The organism is Proteus sp. G2675, assembly GCF_963886535.1.
Lineage (GTDB): Bacteria > Pseudomonadota > Gammaproteobacteria > Enterobacterales > Enterobacteriaceae > Proteus > Proteus mirabilis.
The window spans coordinates 80922-104542 of the sequence record NZ_CAWPCB010000028.1 but is presented as its reverse complement, the minus strand read 5'-3'; the positions used below and the strand labels follow the sequence as shown (position 1 = coordinate 104542).

Below are 23621 nucleotides of genomic sequence, written 5' to 3'. Positions count from 1 at the left end.
CCTCAGTCATTTCCTAATGCAGCGTCTAATGATGCAATATCATTAACTGCCGCAGCGTTCATCTCTTTAGAAATACGTTTCGTTAAACCAGTTAATACTTTACCGGGTCCTATTTCTAATAATTGTGTGATGCCCTTGCCAGCAATAAATTCAACCGTTTCAGTCCAGCGGACTGGGTTATAAAGCTGACGAACTAATGCATCTCGAATAGCATTAGCATCGGTTTGTGTTTTCACATCAACATTATTAACAACTTGAATTTCAGGTTGTTTAAATTCAATTTCTTGTAATGCAACAGCTAACTTATCTGCAGCAGGCTTCATTAAAGCACAGTGAGAAGGCACACTTACCGCTAAAGGTAACGCACGTTTTGCTCCAGCTTCTTTACATAATGCCCCTGCACGCTCTACGGCTTCTTTATTACCCGCAATCACCACTTGACCGGGTGAGTTAAAGTTCACAGGTGAGACAACTTGTCCTTGAGCCGCATCTTCACAAGCTTTTGCAATAGCATCATTATCTAATCCGATAATTGCATACATGGCGCCAGTACCTGCAGGTACAGCCTCTTGCATTAATTGACCGCGCAATTCTACTAGTTTAATCGCCGCAGCAAAATCAATTACGCCAGCACAGACTAAAGCAGAATACTCACCAAGACTGTGACCTGCCATCATTTGTGGCATTTTGCCTTGCTTTTCTTGCCATACACGCCAAATAGCAACGGATGCTGCTAATAATGCCGGCTGTGTTTTCCATGTTTTGTTTAACTCTTCTTCAGGACCATTTTGCACTAAATCCCAAAGAGAATAACCCAATACATCAGATGCTTGAGCAAATGTTTCTGTCACTATTGGATAATGCTCGGCAAGTTCTGCAAGCATTCCAATCGCTTGTGATCCCTGTCCAGGGAAAACCATTGCAAAATCAGTCATGTTTATTTTCCTGATAATATTAAAAACGGATAAGTGCAGAGCCCCAAGTAAAGCCGCCACCAAACGCTTCTAACAGAATTAACTGCCCACGTTGAATGCGATTGTCTCTTACAGCTTCATCTAATGCTGTAGGAACGGATGCTGCTGACGTATTACCGTGGCGATCTAATGTCACCACGACTTTATCCATTGTCATATCCAGCTTTTTGGCTGTTGCTGAAATAATTCTTAAATTTGCTTGATGAGGCACAAGCCAGTCGAGTTCCGATTTATCAATATGATTCGCTTCTAATGTTTCATCCACAATGTGGGCAAGTTCACGAACTGCGACTTTAAAGACTTCATTCCCTGCCATGGTGACATAAGCAGGTAAGTCTTGATTTTCTCTATCCTGATAAGGCAGAGCTAACAGCTCACCAAAACGCCCATCAGAATGTAAATGTGTAGAAATAATACCTGACTCTTCAGAAGCACCGACAACGACGGCACCAGCAGCATCACCGAAAAGAATAATTGTACCGCGATCGTTAGGATCTAACGCATGTGATAAGCGATCAGCACCAATCACTAAAGCTTGTTTCACCGTGCCAGCCTTAATAAATTGATCAGCGATACTTAACGCGTAAACGAATCCTGAGCACGCGGCTGCAACATCAAACGCGATACAATCAGCAATACCGAGGGCGTGTTGAATTTGACATGCCGCACTCGGAAACGCATGAGAGCCTGATGTTGTGGCAACGATAATTAAGCCAATTTCTTGTCTATCAATATCAGCCATTTCTAATGCATTCTCAGCGGCACTCGCACCCATTTTGGCAACAGTTTCTTCTTCTGTTGCGATACGACGTTCATGAATACCTGTTCTGGTGACAATCCACTCGTCTGATGTATCAACCATTTTTTCTAAATCGGCATTAGTTCGCACTTGTACAGGCAAGTAACTACCAGTACCTAAGATTTTTGTATACATACTATCAATCACTCTTGGGTAATACTGTATTCAGACGTGAGGCAATTCGTTCTGGAATTTGTCGCTCAATGGCCTGAACAGCCTGTTCTATTGCTGCTGTAAACGCGTTTTCATTTGCGCCACCATGGCTTTTAATGACGATACCGCGTAATCCTAACAGAGAAGCACCGTTATACTGGTCGGGGTTCATATGGCCAAAACGCTTATTTAGGCGTTTTTGTAACCATTTCTTCAATAATTTCATCCACCACGACGTTTTTTTATTGTCACCAGTAGAAGATTTAATCAATGAAAGGAAGACTCTAATCACCCCTTCCATTGTTTTAAGGGAAACATTACCTGCGAAGCCGTCACACACCAACACATCTGTTTTGCCGGTCAGTAACTCGTTACCTTCCACATAACCAATATAGTTTATATTTGGTGTCGCCTTAAGAACGGTGGCGGCTTCGCGGATATTATCTAATCCCTTACTCTCTTCTTCACCAATATTTAAAAGTGCCACTTTAGGTGAATGTATACCTGCAATTTCTTCTGCCATCACGGCACCCATAACAGCAAATTGAACTAACATTTGGCTATCACAGTTAACGTTCGCGCCTAAATCAAGAACGACGGTCTTGCTTTTTTTCTGATTAGGTAACACAGAAACCAATGCAGGACGTTCTATTCCATCAATCGCTTTTAGCCGAAGTTTTGCTAACCCCATCAACACACCGGTGTTACCTGCACTTACACATGCCTGTGCTTCCCCTGTTTTCACCAGATCGAGTGCCACGCGCATTGATGTGCCTTTACTTGCTCTAATAGCATGTGAAGGTTTGGCATCATTGGCGACAATATGTTCAGCCGGTATAACATGTAAACGGGAGATTAGCTCAGCATTTTGATTTGCAAGCAGAGGAGAGATAGAGTCTGGTTGACCCACCAGCAATATTTTTAAATGAGGATTAGATGCCAGCGCCCGCAAACATGCAGGCACTGTGATACGAGGACCGAAGTCCCCGCCCATCGCATCTAACGCTATGGTTAGATTTGTCAAAGTATCAACGAGCTATAAAGCTAATTACTTGTTGATAACCTTGCGGCCACGGTAGTAACCGTCAGCAGTTACATGGTGACGCAGGTGAGTTTCACCAGAAGTTTTGTCAACAGAAACATGAGTTGCTGTCAGTGCGTCATGAGAACGACGCATACCACGTTTAGAACGAGTTGGTTTGTTTTGTTGTACGGCCATTGACCTTACTCCTTAGTACTTTTCTTTAAACTGGCTAATACGGCAAATGGATTCGGCTTCTCTGATAATTCTTCAGGGAGTTCACCGAACACTTGTTCCGCGTCGGACACTTCACAGTGTTCAAAATCATGTACCGGAACCACCGGCAAGTTGAGGATTATTTCATCTTCAATCATCGCCAGCAAATCTATTTCACCAAAATCGTCTACGTCGATTGGCTCATATTCTTCCGGTAATGCTTCAGCCCGTTCATCACTAACAACAGGGCTAAAACAATATGTTGTGTGAACATGATAGGGAAAATGGCCCCCGCAACGCTGACACTCTAAAGTGACATCCACATCGGAATGCCCCTTGATGACTGCCAAACGTTGATGGTCAATATCAAATGATAAAGCCACATCAATATTACTGTCCACACTGACCACCGATTCAGCTAAGCGGCTAACTTGCTCAGAGGAATATTGACCGTCATAGTCTAAATTCTTCTGTGCTGCTCGCAGCGCATCAATGGTCAGGGGTAATTTTACCTTTTGCATAAGGCGCGCATATTATCTTTGTAATGGAATATAGTCAAAGAAAAAGGCGGGTTATCTACACCTTTCCACCAAAATTCGCTTTATCAGCGGCGCATAGTTTAGAATGTCGGGCATCATTTTGCTACGGATTTTATAAAAAATATGTTGCCACTGGTTCTTGCGTCGACTTCGCCCTTCCGAGCTCAGCTTCTGAAAAAGCTTGGAATGCCCTTTATACAGGCCTCCCCAAACATTGACGAAACCCCTTTGCCCACAGAGTGTGCACAAGCGTTAGTCACTCGTTTATCCTATGAAAAAGCGCGAGCTTTAGAGGTACAATACCCAAATCACTTAATTATTGGTTCAGATCAGGTTTGTGTACTCAATAAAAAAATTACGGGTAAGCCCCTTAATTTTGAAAACGCTTTTGCACAATTAAAACAAGCATCCGGTCAATGTGTATCATTTTATACTGGATTAACTTTATATAATAGCTCAACATTAGCCTATGAAAGTCATTGTGAATTATTTCAAGTTCACTTTCGGCATTTAACCGATGATGAAATTATCGGCTATTTAAATAAAGAAACACCGTTTTATTGCGCAGGAAGTTTCAAGTCTGAGGGGTTAGGAATTACTCTGTTCGATAAATTAAGCGGTGATGACCCAAATTCTTTAATCGGATTACCACTTATCCGATTGAATAAAATGTTACTCTCACAAAGAATTAACCCATTACTTTCCACAGATAATCAGGAATAGTCGTGATTGTCTTATTTTAATCTTATTTAGCGATAAAGCGTATTATGAATAAATTAGCATCAATTTTGGCAGCTTTAATCCTTACGGCATCGGTAGTAGGTTGCTCTGATGAGAAAGCACCTGACAATTCAGCCGTAAAAGCAGACAACAGTAGTAATGTTGCCCAAAATACTGATCCAAAAAAAGAAGATGAAAGTGCATCTTCATTTAAAAAGAACTTTATTAGTAGTTGCATACTCGGTTCTGGTGTGACTGATGATGCACTAATACCACAAATTACCGAAGTTTGTAGCTGTACTTACGACAACATCATCAAAGATTATGGTATGACCGAATTTATTCGTGTTGATATGGAAATGAGAAAAGACGGCTCTAAATCGCTACCGAAAGAGTGGAATATCGATAAAATTGTTGAGCAATGTATATCAACCATCACCAAATAACCTTGGCTGGATACTGATCCTATTTTCTAGGACGACAACGGTAAATCATTTGCAAACAAAGTGGGAAAAAATTTTCTCCCACTTTGCTAGTTTGAAAACAGTAGTATTAAGATTTTTGATTGCGTAATACTTGTAAACAGTAACGTAACGTTTTATCCATCGGCGCTTCAATACGCATTTTTTCCCCTGTTGAGGGATGAATAAAGGTTAATGAACTCGCATGTAAAAAGAGACGATTAAGCTTGGTTGAAGCTAATTGTGTATCAAAATCACGATCACCATAGCGATCATCAAAAGCAATAGGATGGCCGGCATGTAATGTATGGACACGAATTTGATGAGTTCGTCCCGTGACAGGACTTGCTTTAACTAAGGTCGCAAATTCAAAGCGCTCTTCTACCTTAAAGCGTGTTTCTGATGGTTTACCTTCACTACTTACTTTAACCACCCGCTCACCACTTTGTAGGATATTTTTCAATAACGGGGCTTGTACTACTTTTGTATGAGATTGCCATTGACCACGTACTAAGGCTAAATAATCTTTTTGCATCTGTTTTAATCTTAGCTGTTCGTGTAGTGAACGCAGGGCTGAGCGCTTTTTAGCAATCAATAATACCCCAGAGGTATCCCTATCAAGGCGATGCACTAATTCTAGAAATCTCGCCTCTGGACGCAATGCCCTTAAACCTTCAATCACACCAAAACTGAGTCCGCTACCACCATGTACTGCCGTCCCTGATGGCTTATTAATCAGCATCACATGTTCATCTTCATATAAAATACACTCAGCAAGTGCTGATACTTTTTCTAACTTAGGCGATACCGTATGTTCTTCTTTTTCTGCTACCCGGACAGGAGGAATACGAATGCTATCCCCTGCAGCTAATTTATATTCAGGCTTAATGCGCCCTTTATTAACCCGAACTTCACCTTTGCGGATAATTCGGTAAATCATACTTTTCGGTACACCTTTTAAGCGTGCCAGTAAAAAATTATCAATACGCTGGCCTGCTTCATCGCCATCAATGGTGACGAACTGAACTTGATTAAATGATTTCATAGTGGCGATTTTTTAGCTCTCTTAAAATAAAAAATGACAAACAAATTATTGGTGCACAAAATAACATCAAATTGGGTGCCTATTTTAACCTGATTAATGGGAAAAAGACGAAACATTAACTAATCTCTCATATTTATACAGAAAAAGTCACCAAAGCGGAAAAGTCATCTTGCTATAACCCCAACACCAATGGAATAATGCAGACTCTCCTGATTAAGTTTATCAGGTATATTTATGAAATTTTGTTTGTTTGATATTCAAATGCAGCAATGGCGTAAGACATAGTCGAATATCAAACAATTTAGTATGCCATAAATACATCACTTATTGAGTTGGCACATTACGTCTCAATTAAAGAGTGCTGAATTTTAGAACTGAAAATCAGACTCACCGACAAATTGCACCTCTATACAATCGACAACCGTGAGGTTGACGCCTTTGTAAAAGACACGAGGTCATCGGTTATCAATAGTGTAATTACGTATGTCAGTGGCACATTATAAAACGTGAAAATAACGAGTAAGTCACAATATGAAAAGAATGTTAATTAACGCGACTCAACAGGAAGAGTTGCGTGTTGCCCTTGTTGATGGGCAACGTTTGTATGATCTGGATATCGAAAGCCCCGGACATGAGCAAAAAAAAGCCAATATCTATAAAGGTAAAATCACCCGAATTGAACCCAGTCTAGAAGCCGCTTTTGTTGATTATGGTGCGGAACGCCACGGTTTCCTTCCTATCAAAGAAATTGCCCGCGAATATTTCCCTAGTAATTATCACTCACATGGTCGTCCTAACATCAAAGATGTTTTAAAAGAAGGTCAAGAGGTAATCGTACAGGTAGATAAAGAAGAGCGTGGAAATAAAGGTGCGGCTTTAACCACCTTTATTAGCCTTGCAGGTAGCTATTTGGTATTAATGCCAAATAATCCTCGTGCTGGCGGTATTTCTCGTCGTATTGAAGGGGAAGATCGCACTGAATTAAAGGAAGCGTTATCTAGCCTTGATATTCCTGATGGAATGGGGTTAATTGTTCGTACTGCAGGTGTGGGTAAATCCGCAGAAGCATTACAACAAGATTTAAGCTACCGTTTAAGACATTGGGATGCTATCAAAAAAGCAGCGGAAAGTCGCCCTGCTCCTTTTCTGATCCACCAAGAAAGTAACGTGATTGTACGTGCTTTCCGTGATTATTTACGACCAGATATTGGTGAGATCTTAATTGATAACGCTAAAGTAGTTGAAATGGCTCGTAGCCATATTGAAGCCATTGGTCGTGGTGACTTTGCTAGCAAAATTCGCCACTACACAGGGGCTGTACCACTATTTAGTCACTACCAAATTGAATCTCAAATTGAATCAGCCTTCCAACGTGAAGTCCGTTTACCTTCGGGTGGCGCTCTGGTTATTGATACAACAGAAGCATTAACCGCTATCGATATTAACTCATCTCGTTCAACACGAGGTGGCGATATTGAAGAGACAGCCTTTAACACTAACTTAGAAGCTGCTGATGAAATTGCGCGCCAACTCCGTCTACGTGACCTTGGTGGTTTGATTGTTATCGACTTTATCGATATGACCCCTGTTCGTCATCAGCGTGAAGTGGAAAATAGAATGCGTGAGGCTGTGCGCCAAGATCGCGCACGTATTCAAATAGGTCGCATTTCGCGTTTCGGCTTATTAGAGATGTCACGTCAGCGTTTAAGTCCTTCATTAGGTGAATCAAGCCATCATGTTTGTCCGCGTTGTTTAGGCACAGGGACTATCCGTGATAATGAGTCACTTTCTCTTTCTGTATTGCGTCTTATCGAAGAAGAAGCATTAAAAGAAAATACTCATGAAGTACACGCTATTGTGCCCGTACAAATTGCCTCTTACTTGCTCAATGAAAAACGTAAGGCAGTCACCGATATTGAGTTGCGCCAAGCCAATGTCAAAGTAGTGATTGTTCCTAATGATCAAATGCAAACACCGCATTTCTCAGTTATTCGTGTGCGCAAGGGCGAAGAGATCTCTTCATTAAGCTACAATTTAGCGCAATATCACGAAACTCAGTTAAATGAAGCAGAAGATGAAGCCGTACCTGAGCGTAAAGCGCCAGAGCAACCGGCGATATCCGCTTTTGCATTACAAGATAATAGCGCTGACACCACCAATAAGAAAAAATCTGCACCAACTCCAGCTAAACAGGTGAAGAAAAGCGAAACAACAGAGAGTGGTGGATTCTTTAGTGCTATTGCAAAATTCTTCTCTAACTTATTTGCGAGTCAGCCAGAGCCTGTCGTTGAAGAAAAACCGCAAGAAAGCAAAAAAGAGAATAATGAAAACCGTCGTGAGCGCCGAAATAATAACAATCGTCGCAATAATAACCGCCGTGAACGCGATAATGATCGCAATCGTGACCACGAGCGCAATCGCGATAACGTAACGAGCGAAGAAAATCGTAAGAACCGTAATCAGAAAGCGCAAAATGCCAATACTGAAGTCAGTAATGAGCAAGAAATCGCTGAACGTGAAGCCCGTCGTCAACAACGCCGTGAACAACGTGCAGAACAACGTCGTCGTCAGGAAGAAAAACGTCAGCAACAACAAGAAGCTGCGAAAGCCGCACAAAATACAGCGGAAAATGACAATGTAGCAAAACAGGCTGAGAAGAAAGAAGAACCTCGTCGCCCTGTTATGCCTCGTCGTGCTCGCCGTCAATTAACGCAATCTGTTCGTGTTACTGATGCTGTCGCAACACCTGCTATTGATGTTGCTGTGAGCGACTCACCGGTTTCTGAGCCACCAGCGACAGTGGTTAGTCAATTACCATCATCAGAAAAACAGCAAGTTGCGAAACCAGTAGCGACGGTTAAAGATGAGCAAGAACAAGTTTCTGCTAATGCGTTAACTGATACTGTAAAAGCACAAGAAGAAGTGAAAAAAGAAGATAATGCGGGCCAACAAGAAAATGTGATGCCACGTCGCTCTCGCCGTTCACCTCGTCATTTACGTGTTAGTGGGCAACGTCGTCGCCGTTATCGTGATGAACGTACATTAGTCTCCCCTATGCCGCTAACGATGGCCGTAGCTTCTCCAGAGCTTGCGTCAGGTAAAGTATGTATTCATTACCCTGTCACACCAATTAGTGATGCACCATTTGTTGAGAATAATGTTGAAAATAGCACTGACAATACAGTGGCTAAAAACTTCATTACACATAAAGATCCACAAATGGTTGCTATTGCACCAGAAGTATCAGAAACCATTGCTGCAGATGTTGCTCAGGCTCAAACAGCAAATACTGAAGCAACTGAAGCGACTTATTCGGTCACAGTTAGTACTGAATCAACCACTGAAGCTGTAGCTGAAATTGTCGCGATTGCACCGCAAGAAACGACTGCTGATGTTAATGAGTCAACTGCCGATCATGTAGAAGAAAACGCTGTTAACAACGTTATTGCTGACGTTAATACCCAAGAGCATGTTACTCGTAAAGAGAATATCTCTGCGGTATTAAATACAACGGAAGCTTATCTACATGAAGTGACTGAGCAAGCAGATGTTGCCGAAGAGAAAACAGAAACCGCTCATAATAAAGTCATAGCTAATGCTGATCATGAAACCGCTAGTGAAGACACCCATAGTGACATGACAACGCAAGCGCCTGTACCTGAGATGCCAGCAACAACCCAAGCATCAACTGAATGTGCGGCTGAGCAGCATGTAGAGCAAACTGCTTCTCAATCTACACCTGTAGAAACACAGCCTGAAGTGACCGAGCCTGTTGCTGAAACTAAAACGGAAACCGAAGTCGTATCGGTTGAAGTTAAGCAGCCAGCTAAAGTGACCGTTATTCGTCAAGAGCCAACAGTACGCCAGTTACATGCCAGCTCGCCAATGACGAAAGCTCCGGCATCTACAGATGCGCCTGTAGCAATTGAAATCAAAGCATGGGAGGCACGTCCAGCCTTTGATAAACAAGGCCGTAGCGGTGCAGGTGGTCATTGTTCAACTAATCATGCTTCATCTGAAATGACTAAAGCGTCAACGCATAGTGAGTCATAAGAGAAAAGAAGCAATAATATAACGCGATAAAATATCCGTTGTTAATCCAAGAGCCTGTTAATTAGCAGGCTCTTTTGTTTTATGGCTTGTGTGACCATAACTATGATGAAAAAACGAAAAAAAAGGCCTCTGAACAACCATTCAGAGGCCTTTGAATTTGCCAGCTAATATAATTAATTTTTAATATTAGGAATATTTTTAATTTCACCCATCGCTTTTAATTGTTTTGACAATTCACGACGCTCTTTAGAGAGATCTGCATTTTTTATGATGTAATCATCTACACGATCTTCATAGTCACTACGCATATTAGCGATAATACCGAGTACATCTTCAATTGACATACCAGGCTTAATGTATTCACTTAAGTTGTCTAATAAAAGAACACGTTTTTGGTTATCACGGATCTTTTTCTCATTGTCAGTGATCTCACGACGGATTTTGTTTTTACGACGATACATACGCACAAACTCCAGTACGTTTTGGAAAGACGGCTTGCTTGCGTTATCCATTTCCTACACCTTTACAATTGATATTTAAGAAAAATAGTACTGTTTAAGATTATCGCTTAATCGTGTCAATAAACAAGTAAAGTTTATAAATTTAATTGATTTGGCTTAATAAACAGTAGATTAGAATGATACGCTCTATTCAATATAGTCAATCAGCCGATATTCGTAAACCTAAATAAAATCGATAAAAAAAGCTACCACTCACGAATGGTAGCCATAAAAATTATCTAGCAGCGCTGTAATAGCTAATGCCTACCCGCTTAAATCGGTTGAGCTTTATTGTTACTATCGAGATCAGTCATATCATGTTGTGGTAATGCTTTCGAGTCAGCACGTAACAACACAGCAGAAAGTAACGTAGTACCGACTACCATACATCCCATCACCATATACGTAGGGGCAAAACCGTAATGATCATAGCCATAACCCGCTAATGGGGATAACAATGTTGCCACAATGGAACTGACACATTGGAAACCGACTAAATACAATGTAGAAGATAAACGCTTATCAAAATGTTGGCTGTTATATTTAAAAATAGAAATTAACAGGATAGGAAGCTCAACTGCATGTAATAACTTCATACAAGAGATCATTATCGGCCCTTCAACTAATCCAGAACCAATAATACGCGCAGCCATCACACTACTCGCCAATAATAAACCGTTTTTCGCCCCTATTTTGTTCACTAAGAAAGGCGCAACAAACATTCCTCCCGCTTCTAAGAAAACCTGTAAGGAATTAAGATACCCGTACATCTCATTACCTTGCTGTAATGATGCAAATTGTGAAGAGAAGAAAACCGGGAACTGTTGATCGTAGACGCTATAAATACAGGTTCCGACCACAAATAATATTAATGCCCAAAAGCGCGGTAATGACAGTAAGTTTAATGCATCATTGATGGTGAGTGCAGAAGGTTTACCATGCTCTAATTGATTAAAAGCATCTGGTTTATCTGTTTTTAGTAACGCCAACAGAATTAAGAAGATCACCCCCGCTATCGATGCCATAAAAAAGTTATAGTTAGGATCGATATTGATATTATGCCCAGCAATAAAGGTTGCCGATGCCCATCCCAAAGAGCCCCACATCCTCGCCCTGCCATACTCAAAACCACGAATACGGCTAACACGCTCAGTATAAGATTCTAAAACGCCGATCCCGGCATTAAAAGTCATTCCTACATAGAGCCCTCCGAGAATAGAGCCAATAAAAATATTCCAGCGCAATATTGCCGCAAAGCTAAGAAAAAAAGGCCCCGATAAAATAAGCAATACCGCTATAACCAGCAGTAAATTTTTGCGTAAACCCAGTTTATCTTGAATAAAGCCATAGAGTGGCTGGGCACATAAAGCAATCAATGATATAGCCGAGAATATCAAACCAGTATCTGTTGCTTTAAGTCCAACATATTGATGTAACCAAATAGAGATTAATGAAAACGATGAAGACCATGTAAAAAAGAAGAAAAATAGCAACGCACTTAAGATCACATAGTATTTTTTAGCATCTTTATTCATTGTTAAGCGCCTTATAAAGTCATTTTGCGACCAGAATGTTAACGTTAACTCCATTTATAACGTAGAAAATATTTACCATTATGTGATTTAACGCACTAAAGTTAACGTTAACATATAAGTTATGTGCGATAGATCGCTATTTGTATATCCCCATTAAACGAGGTTCTCCCTATACTCAACGCTATGCTCCTTTTATTTCTTATTCATTAGATATTTCACGTTTTAGTCAATATGGTTTACCATACCTTTTATCGCAGTTAAGCATTGTTAACAATTTGATATTTGTGACACTATCATCAATCAAACTTTGTCGTTATATCCATTGTTTAAACCCGATGCAACTCAATAGTGCAAGGTTTAATGCTTTAAAACTCATTTAAAAATCAATTAATTAAGCAGATAAATTACGGTAGGAAACCTTGTCAAATTCAGCTAATACCCCCACTTTCTATATCCATGACTACGAGACCTTTGGTACGCATCCTGCGATGGATCGCCCTGCGCAATTTGCCGGTGTCAGAACAGATATGGATTTTAATATCATTGAAGATCCTCTGGTCATTTATTGCAAACCGAATGATGATTACTTACCTCAGCCAGAAGCCGTCATGATAACGGGGATCACACCACAAATAGCACTAAAGCATGGTGTATCAGAAGCTGAATTTACTCGCCAAATTCATCAAGCCTTTAGCCAGCCTAACAGTTGTATTATGGGTTATAACAATTTACGCTTTGATGATGAAGTCACCAGAAATATCTTATACCGTAATTTTTATGATCCCTATTCCTATAGTTGGCAAAAAGGAAATTCACGTTGGGATTTACTTGATGTTTTACGTGCATGTTATGCATTGCGTCCTGAGGGAATTAATTGGCCTGAGAATGATGATGGTTTTCCGAGTTTTCGCCTTGAGCTATTAACTAAAGCAAATGGGATCTCCCACGAAAATGCGCATGATGCCATGTCAGACGTTTATGCAACTATTGCGATGGCAAAAAAACTCAAACAAGCGCAACCTCGTATGTTTGATTATTTCTTTAATTTACGTGATAAACGTAAAGTACAAGCACTGATAGATATCCCAACCATGACGCCGCTTGTGCATGTCTCTGGTATGTTTGGTGCAGCGCGTTCTAATTTAAGCCTTGTAGCTCCTTTAGCTTGGCATCCAGATAATCGTAATGCGGTGATTGTTTGTGATTTAGCTGCGGATATTTCCCCTTTATTAACCCTCACTTCAGAGCAATTGCGTGAGCGCTTATATACTCCTCGCAGTGAGTTATCTGCCGATGAGCCACCAGTTCCGATAAAATTACTGCATATTAATAAATGCCCTATCGTTGCACCTAAAAATACCCTCAGATCTCAAGATGCCGATAGAATTGGATTAGATATTGATAATTGTTTAAATAACCAAGCAATATTGCTGTCTAATCCTGAGATCCGCAATAAAGTTGTCGAGATTTTTGCTCAACAAACACCATTTACCCCTGCAGATGATGTTGATGCTCAATTATACAATGGCTTTTTTAGCGATAATGATCGTAGCGCGATGGAAATTATTCGCTCAACACAGCCACAAAACTTACCAGCACTTAATTTAACTTTTGAAGATCCACGTATGGAGCCGCTGTTTTTCCGTTACCGTGCGAGAAACTTCCCAGCCACATTAACTTATGATGAACAACAACGTTGGTTAGCGCATAGAAAAGAGCAATTAACGCCAGAAAAGCTGACTGAATATATCAATACCATTCAGCTGTTAGCAGAAGAACATAGCGATAACGAAGAAAAGCTAAAACAACTGCAAGAACTATATTTATATGCTCAAGAAATTGCGAGTTAATAACATCAGATAAGCAATTAAATTACGCAAAAGGCAGGTTTCCCTGCCTTTATTATGTTTAGCTGTCATAGAATAAAAAACTTATTCTTTGTTTTCTATATGATTAACTTCAGCTTGATGATGATTATGCCCGCAACCACACTCTTCTCCCCAATATTTTAATTTGGAGGTTTTACCAATGCCTGGGTTCATGCTATTTGTCGGATCGTTATGTTTATAAAACGCTTTTAATTGCGGTTTTGCATAATAGAGATGCCCTACATTATGCTCTGCTGGATATTCCGCACCACGTTTGTCTAGTAAGGCTAACATCTGTGCTTTAAGCGCCTTAGCGTCAACACCTTTTTTAATAATATAATCTTGATGCATAACGTGACACATAAAGTGACCACAGTACAATTTATAGAGCAATTGGTTTTCTATTTCAGGAGGCAGTTTTTCAAACCAATCTCGATCATTACGACGCAATGCAATATCCAAAGGTAGCACATCTTCCACATCGTTAATATGAACGGCATGATAACGCACCGCAGCACCCGCGGCGGCAAAACGATGTAAAAAGGCTTTATTACCTTCTTCTTCTGTACATTCGAAATAATCCCCCGTGGCATGTTTAAAATATTCTTTTAAATAAGTTGAGGCTTCTTCTATACCACTATCCGCCATTCTTAGCATTAAATGGTGCTCATATTTATCGCGATATTCTGTCATACGAGCAGGTAAATGAGCAGGCCATAACTTACTCATCAATTGCATTGTTCTATCAGTTAGATTCTTAGGCAAAAATGGCACTTTATTAAGAACAGCATCAACACGCCCTTTAATAGCAAATAATGCTGGCATCTTATCTGTACCTAACTTATCAATAATTAAAAAGGTATCTTTGCCATAAACTTCTGCCATCTTGTAGTAACTTCGATGCATATACTCACCCGCAACGGGTAATACCTTAAATTGACTGAGAATATGGCGACGGATATCTTCTAACTCATCAGGATCATTGGTCCCAATATAGAAAACTTGTGTGCGATGATCTGCTGGGAAAGTATCTAATCTTACGGCAAAAACAGAGAGCTTACCGGCGCTTCCCGCCGCTTCAAAGAGACGTCTTTCGTCATTATTAAATCGAGATGGTGTATCTGCATCAATATCACGTACTCGCTCACTATATTCATGATCAGATGCCAGTTTATCCGTCGCATGAATTTGTTTCGCATGATAATGTCGATTATCCAGATTGGTTAATATCTCTTCCGGAGTGTCACCTAAATCAATTCCCAAATGGTTGATAAGCTCTGCTTCACCTTGTTCATTAACACGGGCGTAAAGAGATAACTCAGTATAAGCAGGACCGCGGCGCACTAATGCACCCCCTGAGTTATTACAAATGCCTCCAATTACCGAAGCACCAATACAAGAAGAGCCTATCACTGAATGTGGCTCTCTTCCTAATGGCTTTAATACTTTTTCTAAGTGCCATAATGTACTGCCAGGAAAGGCAATAACTTGGTTATATTCAGAAAGAACTTGTATTTTATCTTGGCGCAAGGTACTGATGATAACAATATCACGATCATAGTCATCACCACTGGGGGTTGAACCTTCTGTTAACCCCGTATTTGCCGCTTGCATAATAATAATTTTATCGGCTTCAACACAGGTTTTAAAAATACGCCACTGTTCTAATAAAGAGCCGGGGAATACCACTGCCAGCGCTTTTCCCTGTCCGGAACGAAACCCTTTACGATATCGCTCTGTTTTATGCTCTTGGGTTAATACATGTTTTTTACCGACAATACCTTCTAACTTACGAATAAAATGCTGGTTTGTGGAGCTGCTACTCTCATTCATTGTCCCTATCCTATTCCTGTCTTGTCTGATTTTTCTCTTTATCACAATTTAATTTTTATTTAAAAATAATGAGATAAAAAGAAATGTATTATCAATATAACCACTTTTATACCATTGTGAGCAAGTTAATCACAATAAATTAGCCGCTAGTTTGATAAAATAATTATAGCTACCATTAATAAAACGCTTTTTACAAAGCGTATTTATCATTCCATGATTAAATATTCTCTTTCATTAATTTCTCTATTGCTAATTTATTCCATGCTTGGCAACTACGGCTTTGATAACTATTTTGATTGGTGGCTAAAGCTAATTGATAAGATAACGTAGGGGAAGTAATGGGAATAACCACTAAATCATCGATAGGATATTTATTACACATGCTATTAGGCAACAGTGTGATCCCGACACCGGCTTTAACCATTGCAATAATTAAATCTAAATGATTACTTCTCCCCACAATTTGTGGTTCAGTGTTATAAATCCCACAAGCACTACGTACCAAATCATTAATACGAAAATCTTCTGAAAAAAAGATAAACCGCTCTGTAATAAGCTGTTTAAAATTAACCTTCTTATCTTTAGCCAAAGGATGGGATTGTGCTACTAATAACATCAAGTGATCTTCTGAAAAAATGGTTAATTCAAAATCTTTATCATTAAAAGGTAACATCACTGCAGCAGTTTCTACCCTGCCTTCTAACATCGCATCTTCCATCTGTTTGGTGCCCAGCTCAAAAATTTTAAGTTCAACATTGGGATGGCGAGAGCTAAACGCCATGATAATATCAGCAAAATAGGTTGAGGCTATAACAGGAGGTAATCCGACATTTAAGGCGCCTGTTAAAGGTTCATCTTTATCATTTAATGCTTTATTCATACTATTAAATTGAGCGAGGATCTGCTTTGCATGCTCATATAAAATAGCACCGTCATCAGTTAATTTTACCCCATCCACTTCTCTTATTAATAAAACAGTGCCTAATTCATCCTCTAATTTTTTAATGCTGCGACTAATGGCTGGTTGTGTAATAAATAAAGCATCAGCGGCTCGGCTAAATCCATTTAATTGAACAACTTCAATAAAATAGCGTAAAACACGAATATCCATAAATAATTTTTACCTTATTACTTTTGGTTATACCCCCAATAATAATAAACCATTTCCTTAAAAACAAAATTAGCGATAGAACATTAAGCATAATGTAAGAACTTTACTATCATTTAGTAGATTATTATTTCAGATTTTCTGGAGATTATATGACAAACACAGTTATTAAGTACGTTTTAGACCGATTATATGATTTAGGTATCAAAGATATTTTTGGTGTTGCTGGTGATTATGCCTTCCCTATTGAAGACACTGTTTGCAACAGCCAACAACAGCGTTGGATTGGTAACTGTAATGAATTAAATGCGGCATATGCTGCAGATGGCTATGCTCGAATTAAAGGAATGGCGGCATTATCCACCACCTTTGGTGTAGGTGAATTAAGCGCGATTAACGCTATTGCCGGTGCCTATGCTGAAAATTTACCGATTTTCCATTTAGTTGGCATGCCAGCAAGTGGCGTACAAAAAAGTAAACGTCTTGTGCATCATACTTTAGGTAATGGTGATTTTGATGTTTTTTATCAGATTGCTCAGCGCCTTGCTTGCGCTCATACTATTTTAACACCCGAAAATTGTGTGGAAGAAATGGAGCGCGTAATAGAAACAGCATTAAAAGAGCGTCGTCCTGTTTATATTGGTATACCTTCAGATTATGCTAATAGCCAAGTAGTAGCGCCGTTATCTGTTACCGCACCACAAAAGCCAACAAGTGATAAAGCAACATTAGAAAAAGCAGTATCAGCAATCATTGAGAAACTCACCCACAGCAATAATGTCTGTGTATTACCAGGCTTTTTATCTGCACGTTTAGGGTTAACAGATAAAATCCAGCATTTTATTGATAAAACAGGTTTACCTTATGCCACTATGTTTATGGATAAAAGCATATTAAGTGAATCTAACGCGCAATATGTTGGTATGTATGACGGACAATTAATGACACCAGAGGTCAGAGAATTTGTCGAAAGTAGTGAATATATATTAGGGATCGGTACATTAATGACTGACTTTAATACAGGCAGTTTCACTGCTAATATGAAATCAGAACAATTTATCAGTATCATGCCAGACTATGTTGAAATTGATTCTGTGATCTACTCCTGCGTTTATATGACAGATATTCTTTCTGAATTAACCCAACGACTACCAAATAAAACTTATCATAAAATAACAGCGAAAGGATTAGGTGAAGCGGTTGCATCTGATAATGATAAAATTACAGCACAATATCTCTATCCTCGTTTAGAAAAATTCTTTAAGCCTAATGATATTATTATTGCAGAAACAGGAACCTCATCCATGGGATTAGGCTTCGCTTTATTACCTGAAGGTGCACAATTTCATAACCAAACACTATGGGGCTCTATTGGTTGGGCAACACCGGCTGCATTAGGCGCTGCATTAGCGGCACCAGAAAAACGTATTATTTTAATTACCGGCGAAGGCTCTCATCAGTTAACAGTACAAGAAATTAGTCAATTTGTTCGTTTCGGTTTAAAACCTATTATTCTAGTATTAAATAACGATGGTTATTTAATAGAGAGATTATTATGTGATTACCCCGAAGCTTATTATAATGATTTAGCTCAGTGGAACTATCATCAGTTACCGCAAGCCTTTGGTGCAACAGATTGGTATAGTGAAAAAGTGACGACAGCAAGTGAACTCGATAATGCGTTAAATAAAGCCACATTAACAGATAGTGCATCTTATATTGAGATAGTCACAGAGCGATATGAGGCCTCTGAATTAGCGCAAAAATTAAAAGAATCGAAAAGTTCATTATATTCATTCTAAAATGAATAAGTAGAATAACCAATTAAGCATTTAACAGTACAAAATAGATAAAGCTTAGCTAATTTGCTTAATAAATAAGGTATAATTTAAATCATCGGCATACTCTAATTTTTATTTTTAATATAGAGAATATGCCGATATTTTTTACTACATTGATCACACTATATTCAAACTATCATATAATGTTAGTAAAAATAATAAAAAAAACGCTGAATAAATTACTGCAAAACAATTTAGAAAATATCTCTAATATAATAATGCCTGTCATAAAAATTAAACATAGCTAATATAAATTAGCTCTCAATTTTTTAGAGACTATGGCTTATTTTATGAAAAATATCGTAATACCTACCTCGTTAAGCTGCTTTTTTTTACTTTTTTCCCATTCAACATGGTCTGAAACCAATATTTCACAAACCAAACAACGAATTATCGACCAACGTAATTATTGGTTAGATGAGATCAAAAATGGTGTTATCACAACTAGCCCTCAAAAAGGATCGAGAACCGCCGAATTAGATAGAATAATCAGCAATAATTATCAAGCCATTACCGGCGAACGTAGAGAACTTGCCGAAGCGGATAAGTCACAGTCTCATACTTATGTGTTTAATACCTATGCTAATATTTTATTTGGTGATAAGGCTAAATCGATCAACTTTAGCGATATTCAAGCTTATCAAGATCTCAATAAATTACATAGCACAGGCACCTATGCTTATGATACAAACAAAAAAAGAGTACGCTCGATAGATTTTATCTTAAAAGAACTTTTTTTACGTGGCCGACCTTATCAAGCACTTGATAAAGAAGGTCATTATCTTGATAACTACACCACTATAACAGGCTCATCTTATCCCAGTGGTCATACGTGGAACGGATACAAACAAGCTGCAGTGTTATCCATCTTATTCCCTGAAAAGGGCAGTGAAATGTTTGCCAGAGCAATAGAATATGGTGAAAGTCGAGTTATTGTCGGGGCACACTTCGCAACAGATACCATCGCATCCAGAATAGGCAATTATTACCTGCTGTCACAAATGCTTGCAGATGATGACACCACCCGCACTTTTGTAGAGCTTGCCAAAGAAGTCCGCCAAAATGTTGCTAACCAATGCAAAAATCCACATTGCTTAACGACCTCGACAACAATCACTAAAGATGAAACAGGTTATTACGCAACCAAAGATCCAGAGCCTGCGCCACGCATTACCCCTAATGAAATACCAACATCTGCCAACGCTTTACTGCGTTTACGCTTTGCCTATTTAACCAAAGAGCAACGACAATCTATCTTAGCGAGTACCGCCTACCCGAGTAATTCATTGGCTGGCTGGGCTGCAAACAAAGATGATCCAAACGCCAATTGGGGATTAATTAATCTCCCGAAAGCCTATAATGGCCCTACTTATTTCTACAATCATTTTATTGTTAATCAAATAACTAATGAATTTGACTTTGCTGAATTTGGTCAACTTGATGAATGGAAAAATGATATTAGTGGGCCTGGCAAATTAATCAAACAAGGTAATGGCACCTTGATCTTATCAGGCAATAACCATTTTGCTGGCGTTGAAGTTAATCAGGGTCATTTACTGCTCACTGGTGAAAACCACTATGCAAAAAATTCTTCCATTAATGGTGGTACATTGCTTCTTGAAGGAACACTAAACACTTTACTAGATGTCAACAAAGGAGCATTGCTATTAAATGGTGGGAGCGTTGATTCTCAAGTCAATATCAAAGGGATACTTTCTGGTAAAGGAAAAATTAATAAGCTGGCCGTTTATTCAGGAGGCATCGTATCACCGGGTCATTCAATAGGTACAATTAATATAGATGATACTGTTATTTTTAATTCTGGTAGCAACTACCATGTTGAAATAAATTCACAAGGTGATAGCGATAAAATAATCAGTTTGGGTACCGCGACACTGAATGGTGGAATGGTTAATGTATCGCTTGAAAATAGCCAAAATCTGCTAACAAAAGATGATGTTCAAAGTTTATATAACACAAAATATACCATTTTAACGGCAGATCACGGTGTTAATGGTCAATTTACTGATGTAAATCCAAACTATCTTTTTTTAGGTACCACACTGTCCTACGATAAAAATTCAGTAATACTAAATGTCGGAAGAAATAACACCGCCTTTTCAAGTGTGGCTAAAACAAAAAACCAACTATCAATCGCCAATGCGATAGACGCATTACCCTTGGGACATCCTATTTATGAAAGCATTATAAGAATGGATACAGGGAATGATGCCCGCTCTGCCTATAATCAATTAACAGGTCAAATTCATGCGGATATCTTATCTAACCAACTCAACAATAGCCGGCAAATAAAAGAAATACTCCTCTCTCAGATTAAAAATGCAGAAATAATTAATAGAGAGAAAGAAAGTGCAGGTAACAAAGGTCATGTTTGGGCTAAAATTCTCTCTAATTGGGAAAAGACTTCCAATGATGGCAATGCAAATAGCTATGATGCTTCCACCTATGGCGTACTATTAGGTGCAGATCAGCGGGTTAGTCACGATAAAATGCTGCTTGGTATTGCAACAGGGGTCACCAAAACCTCACTATCTGGTGATAACAGTCACGCAAATAGCGAAAATTACCACTTATCACTCTATGGTGGCTATGATTTTGACACAATCGCGTTACGTGCTGGTGCATCTAATACCTTTCATCGTATCCATACAACAAAATCGGTCAACTATGGTGTACAGTCAGATAAAAATAAGGCGAATTACAATGGGAACACTAGCCAAATTTTTATTGAAGCAGCTTATCCCATCACCCTCTCTGATACACAATTAGAGCCTTTTGTTAATTTTGAATATGCCAAAACAAAAAACGCCACCATTAACGAGCAAGGTGGACGAGCAGCCTTACAAGCCCATTCGCAAACTCTAGAGTCAACCACCTCCACTACAGGGCTACGTTTAAATAACCAATGGAAATTTAACAGTAAATCAACGGGTTCTCTCTATGGTGAGCTAGGCTGGAGACACCAATATAACGATGTAGAACGAGGGATCCATTTACGCTTCACACAAACCCAGCCTACATTTATAGCAAATAGTGTTGATGCTGCTCGAGATGCACTGGTGGTAAAAGCTGGAACGACTATCCAAATTAATGAGACATCAAAAGTCTCAATTGGATACAGCGGACTAGCGGCAAGAAATCAGCACGATAATGGTATTGATATGAAACTCTCTATCGCGTTCTAACTATAAACAAAAAATGGCCTCACTAATGAGGCCATTTTTAAACAATCAACACACTAAATACAATGTTATTTCTCTGGCATTTGAGGCATAGGTCGACGGAATCGACGAGTGATCCACACCATATAAAGTATACCAATTGCCCCCCAAATCAGTCCTAATTCCATAGAGCCTGGTTCAAGGTTTACCCACAGTACCCCCATTGTCGCGGCACCAATAATCGGTAATATAAGATAGTTAATATGATCCATTAACCCTTTATTACGACGCTCACGAATGTAGAACTGCGAAATAACAGATAAATTGACAAAGGTAAATGCCACTAACGCACCAAAGTTAATTAACGCTGTAGCAGTGACTAAATCAAAAAAGATCGCCCCTAGCGCTAAAAAGCCAACTAACAGTACGTTAAATGCCGGTGTACGCCATTTGGGATGAACATAACCAAACGCTTTCTCAGGGAATACACCATCACGTCCCATCACATACAGCAGACGCGCAACACCTGCGTGAGCCGCCATACCCGATGCTAATACCGTCACACAAGAAAACACTAAGATAATAGACTGGAACAAGGCCCCTGCTACATACAGCATAATCTCAGGTTGTGACTCTTCTGGATTTTTAAAACGTGAAATATCTGGGAAATATAATTGTAAAAAATAAGAAACAGCGATAAAAATTAAACCACCGATTAACGCAGTTAAGAAAATCGCTTTTGGTATCACATTACCGGCATTGGGTGTTTCTTCAGATAAGGTACTAATGCCATCAAACCCTAAGAACGAGAAGCACAAAATTGTCGCGCCGGTTATCATTGGGATTAATTCAGCATCCACTGACGCAAATGGGCGGAAAGTCCATAACTCCCCTGTACCTTCGCCGTTATATACGCCATGAATTAATAAACCAACAAATACCACCATTACAGCTACTTGAATAACAACAATAACGGTATTTAAGTTAGCCACAACGTTAATTCCGCGTAGATTAAAAAATGTCATTAACGCGACTAACGCAACAACAAAGATCCACGGATCAACGCCTGGGAATATGGCTTGTAAATAAATTTTAGCCAATAAGATATTTATCATTGGCATAAATAAGTAGTCTAATAATGAAGACCACCCAACCATAAAACCAACATGTGGACTCATGGATTTTTGTGCATAAGTATAAGCAGAGCCTGCTGAAGGGAAACGCTTGACTAATTTCCCGTAGCTCACTGCGGTAAATAAAATAGCGGTTAACGCAATAGCATATGATGTTGCCACATGACCATTGGTTATGCCTGATACAATACCGAAAGTATCAAAAATCGTCATAGGTTGTAAAAATGCCAACCCCATCATGACGACTTGCATTAGCGTCAATGTTTTGCGTAATTGAACACGGTTATTAACACCAGTTTGATTGGTGCCGATAGAGGAGATGACATTATCTGACATGAGCGAACCCTCCCATAACTTCGAACTGAGTACTTGATAAACTCAACCGACAGTTACTGGGAAGACTTCGCATCTGTCTATAAACAGAATAGAAAGAAGTTTTTGAGGACAGGAGTGAGTTTAGGAGACGCCGTGCTCCGTAGTCATCATTACCGCAGGTGCCGTTAGGCCCGACTGCGAAAGAGAATAATTGTACCATATTAGCATTCCTCTATCACGACAACCCTTTCTCTAAGGGGCTGGCTGCTAATCAAATTATGTTATCTATTCAGACTAAAATAAGTCTGACCTCTTGGTGTAGTAA

General features: G+C 39.3%; 18 protein-coding genes. 6 read left to right on the top strand and 12 right to left on the bottom strand.

The annotated features are described in order from the left end of the window. Positions 1 to 2: 2 nt before the first annotated feature. Genes fabD through yceD form a run of 5 tightly spaced genes read right to left on the bottom strand, consistent with a single transcriptional unit; the run spans position 3 to position 3684 of the window. Entirely contained in the window at positions 3 to 935 is a 933-nt protein-coding gene (fabD, locus tag AACQ49_RS07800) for an ACP S-malonyltransferase (protein WP_004247084.1), read from the bottom strand. Between the two features lie 19 nt (positions 936 to 954). Further along, a complete protein-coding gene (locus AACQ49_RS07795; protein WP_004247821.1) occupies positions 955 to 1908 on the bottom strand; it encodes a beta-ketoacyl-ACP synthase III in 954 nt (317 codons plus the stop codon). A gap of 4 nt (positions 1909 to 1912) precedes the next feature. Next, a complete protein-coding gene (gene plsX / locus AACQ49_RS07790; protein WP_012367762.1) occupies positions 1913 to 2950 on the bottom strand; it encodes a phosphate acyltransferase PlsX in 1038 nt (345 codons plus the stop codon). A gap of 24 nt (positions 2951 to 2974) precedes the next feature. Continuing rightward, entirely contained in the window at positions 2975 to 3145 is a 171-nt protein-coding gene (rpmF, locus tag AACQ49_RS07785; protein WP_004247080.1) for a 50S ribosomal protein L32, read from the bottom strand. Positions 3146 to 3150: 5 nt separating this feature from the next. Beyond that, a complete protein-coding gene (gene yceD, locus AACQ49_RS07780) occupies positions 3151 to 3684 on the bottom strand; it encodes a 23S rRNA accumulation protein YceD (RefSeq protein ID WP_004247079.1) in 534 nt (177 codons plus the stop codon). 141 nt (positions 3685 to 3825) lie between these two features. Between yceD and AACQ49_RS07775 the strand changes: the two genes are divergently transcribed. Both AACQ49_RS07775 and AACQ49_RS07770 read left to right on the top strand, forming a co-directional pair. Continuing rightward, positions 3826 to 4425: a Maf family protein gene (locus AACQ49_RS07775; RefSeq protein WP_004247078.1), complete on the top strand. Its 600-nt coding sequence runs from the start codon at positions 3826 to 3828 to the stop codon at positions 4423 to 4425. Positions 4426 to 4490: 65 nt separating this feature from the next. Continuing rightward, the gene (locus AACQ49_RS07770) at positions 4491 to 4868 is read left to right on the top strand and encodes a hypothetical protein (RefSeq protein ID WP_223231955.1); all 378 of its coding nucleotides are present in this window, start codon (positions 4491 to 4493) and stop codon (positions 4866 to 4868) included. 106 nt (positions 4869 to 4974) lie between these two features. Here AACQ49_RS07770 and rluC read toward each other — a convergent pair whose 3' ends face one another. After that, entirely contained in the window at positions 4975 to 5928 is a 954-nt protein-coding gene (rluC, locus tag AACQ49_RS07765; RefSeq protein ID WP_161778970.1) for a 23S rRNA pseudouridine(955/2504/2580) synthase RluC, read from the bottom strand. A 531-nt stretch (positions 5929 to 6459) separates the two neighbouring features. Between rluC and rne the strand changes: the two genes are divergently transcribed. Next, positions 6460 to 9981, top strand: coding sequence for a ribonuclease E (gene rne / locus AACQ49_RS07760; protein ID WP_161778969.1), 3522 nt, complete (start codon positions 6460 to 6462; stop codon positions 9979 to 9981). 173 nt (positions 9982 to 10154) lie between these two features. On the opposite strand, the gene tmaR is transcribed toward rne, so the two are convergent. Then, a complete protein-coding gene (gene tmaR / locus AACQ49_RS07755; protein WP_004247073.1) occupies positions 10155 to 10493 on the bottom strand; it encodes a PTS system regulator TmaR in 339 nt (112 codons plus the stop codon). Between the two features lie 260 nt (positions 10494 to 10753). Then, complete coding sequence (locus tag AACQ49_RS07750) at positions 10754 to 12016, bottom strand: MFS transporter (protein WP_004251857.1); 1263 nt, start codon at positions 12014 to 12016, stop codon at positions 10754 to 10756. A 419-nt stretch (positions 12017 to 12435) separates the two neighbouring features. On the opposite strand from AACQ49_RS07750, the gene sbcB reads away from it, so the two are divergent. Continuing rightward, entirely contained in the window at positions 12436 to 13866 is a 1431-nt protein-coding gene (sbcB, locus tag AACQ49_RS07745) for an exodeoxyribonuclease I (RefSeq protein WP_161778968.1), read from the top strand. An 81-nt stretch (positions 13867 to 13947) separates the two neighbouring features. Here the strand turns inward: sbcB and dld are convergent, their stop codons facing one another. Together dld and AACQ49_RS07735 are read right to left on the bottom strand one after the other, a co-directional pair. Further along, positions 13948 to 15717 (bottom strand): D-lactate dehydrogenase, encoded by a 1770-nt coding sequence (dld, locus tag AACQ49_RS07740; protein ID WP_036905800.1) that lies wholly within the window; start codon positions 15715 to 15717, stop codon positions 13948 to 13950. Positions 15718 to 15934: 217 nt separating this feature from the next. After that, positions 15935 to 16828, bottom strand: a complete 894-nt coding sequence (locus AACQ49_RS07735; RefSeq protein ID WP_004251865.1) for a LysR family transcriptional regulator — start codon at positions 16826 to 16828, stop codon at positions 15935 to 15937. 149 nt (positions 16829 to 16977) lie between these two features. On the opposite strand from AACQ49_RS07735, the gene AACQ49_RS07730 reads away from it, so the two are divergent. Together AACQ49_RS07730 and AACQ49_RS07725 are read left to right on the top strand one after the other, a co-directional pair. Continuing rightward, the gene (locus AACQ49_RS07730) at positions 16978 to 18627 is read left to right on the top strand and encodes an alpha-keto acid decarboxylase family protein (protein WP_161778967.1); all 1650 of its coding nucleotides are present in this window, start codon (positions 16978 to 16980) and stop codon (positions 18625 to 18627) included. 317 nt (positions 18628 to 18944) lie between these two features. Continuing rightward, a complete protein-coding gene (locus AACQ49_RS07725; RefSeq protein WP_161778966.1) occupies positions 18945 to 21872 on the top strand; it encodes an autotransporter domain-containing protein in 2928 nt (975 codons plus the stop codon). Positions 21873 to 21937: 65 nt separating this feature from the next. On the opposite strand, the gene AACQ49_RS07720 is transcribed toward AACQ49_RS07725, so the two are convergent. Together AACQ49_RS07720 and AACQ49_RS07715 are read right to left on the bottom strand one after the other, a co-directional pair. After that, positions 21938 to 23317 (bottom strand): APC family permease, encoded by a 1380-nt coding sequence (locus AACQ49_RS07720; protein WP_004247065.1) that lies wholly within the window; start codon positions 23315 to 23317, stop codon positions 21938 to 21940. Beyond that, on the bottom strand, positions 23307 to 23516 hold the full coding sequence (locus AACQ49_RS07715) for a hypothetical protein (protein ID WP_017628390.1): 210 nt from the start codon (positions 23514 to 23516) through the stop codon (positions 23307 to 23309). The genes AACQ49_RS07720 and AACQ49_RS07715 overlap by 11 nt, the downstream gene beginning before the upstream one ends. Positions 23517 to 23621: the final 105 nt, after the last annotated feature.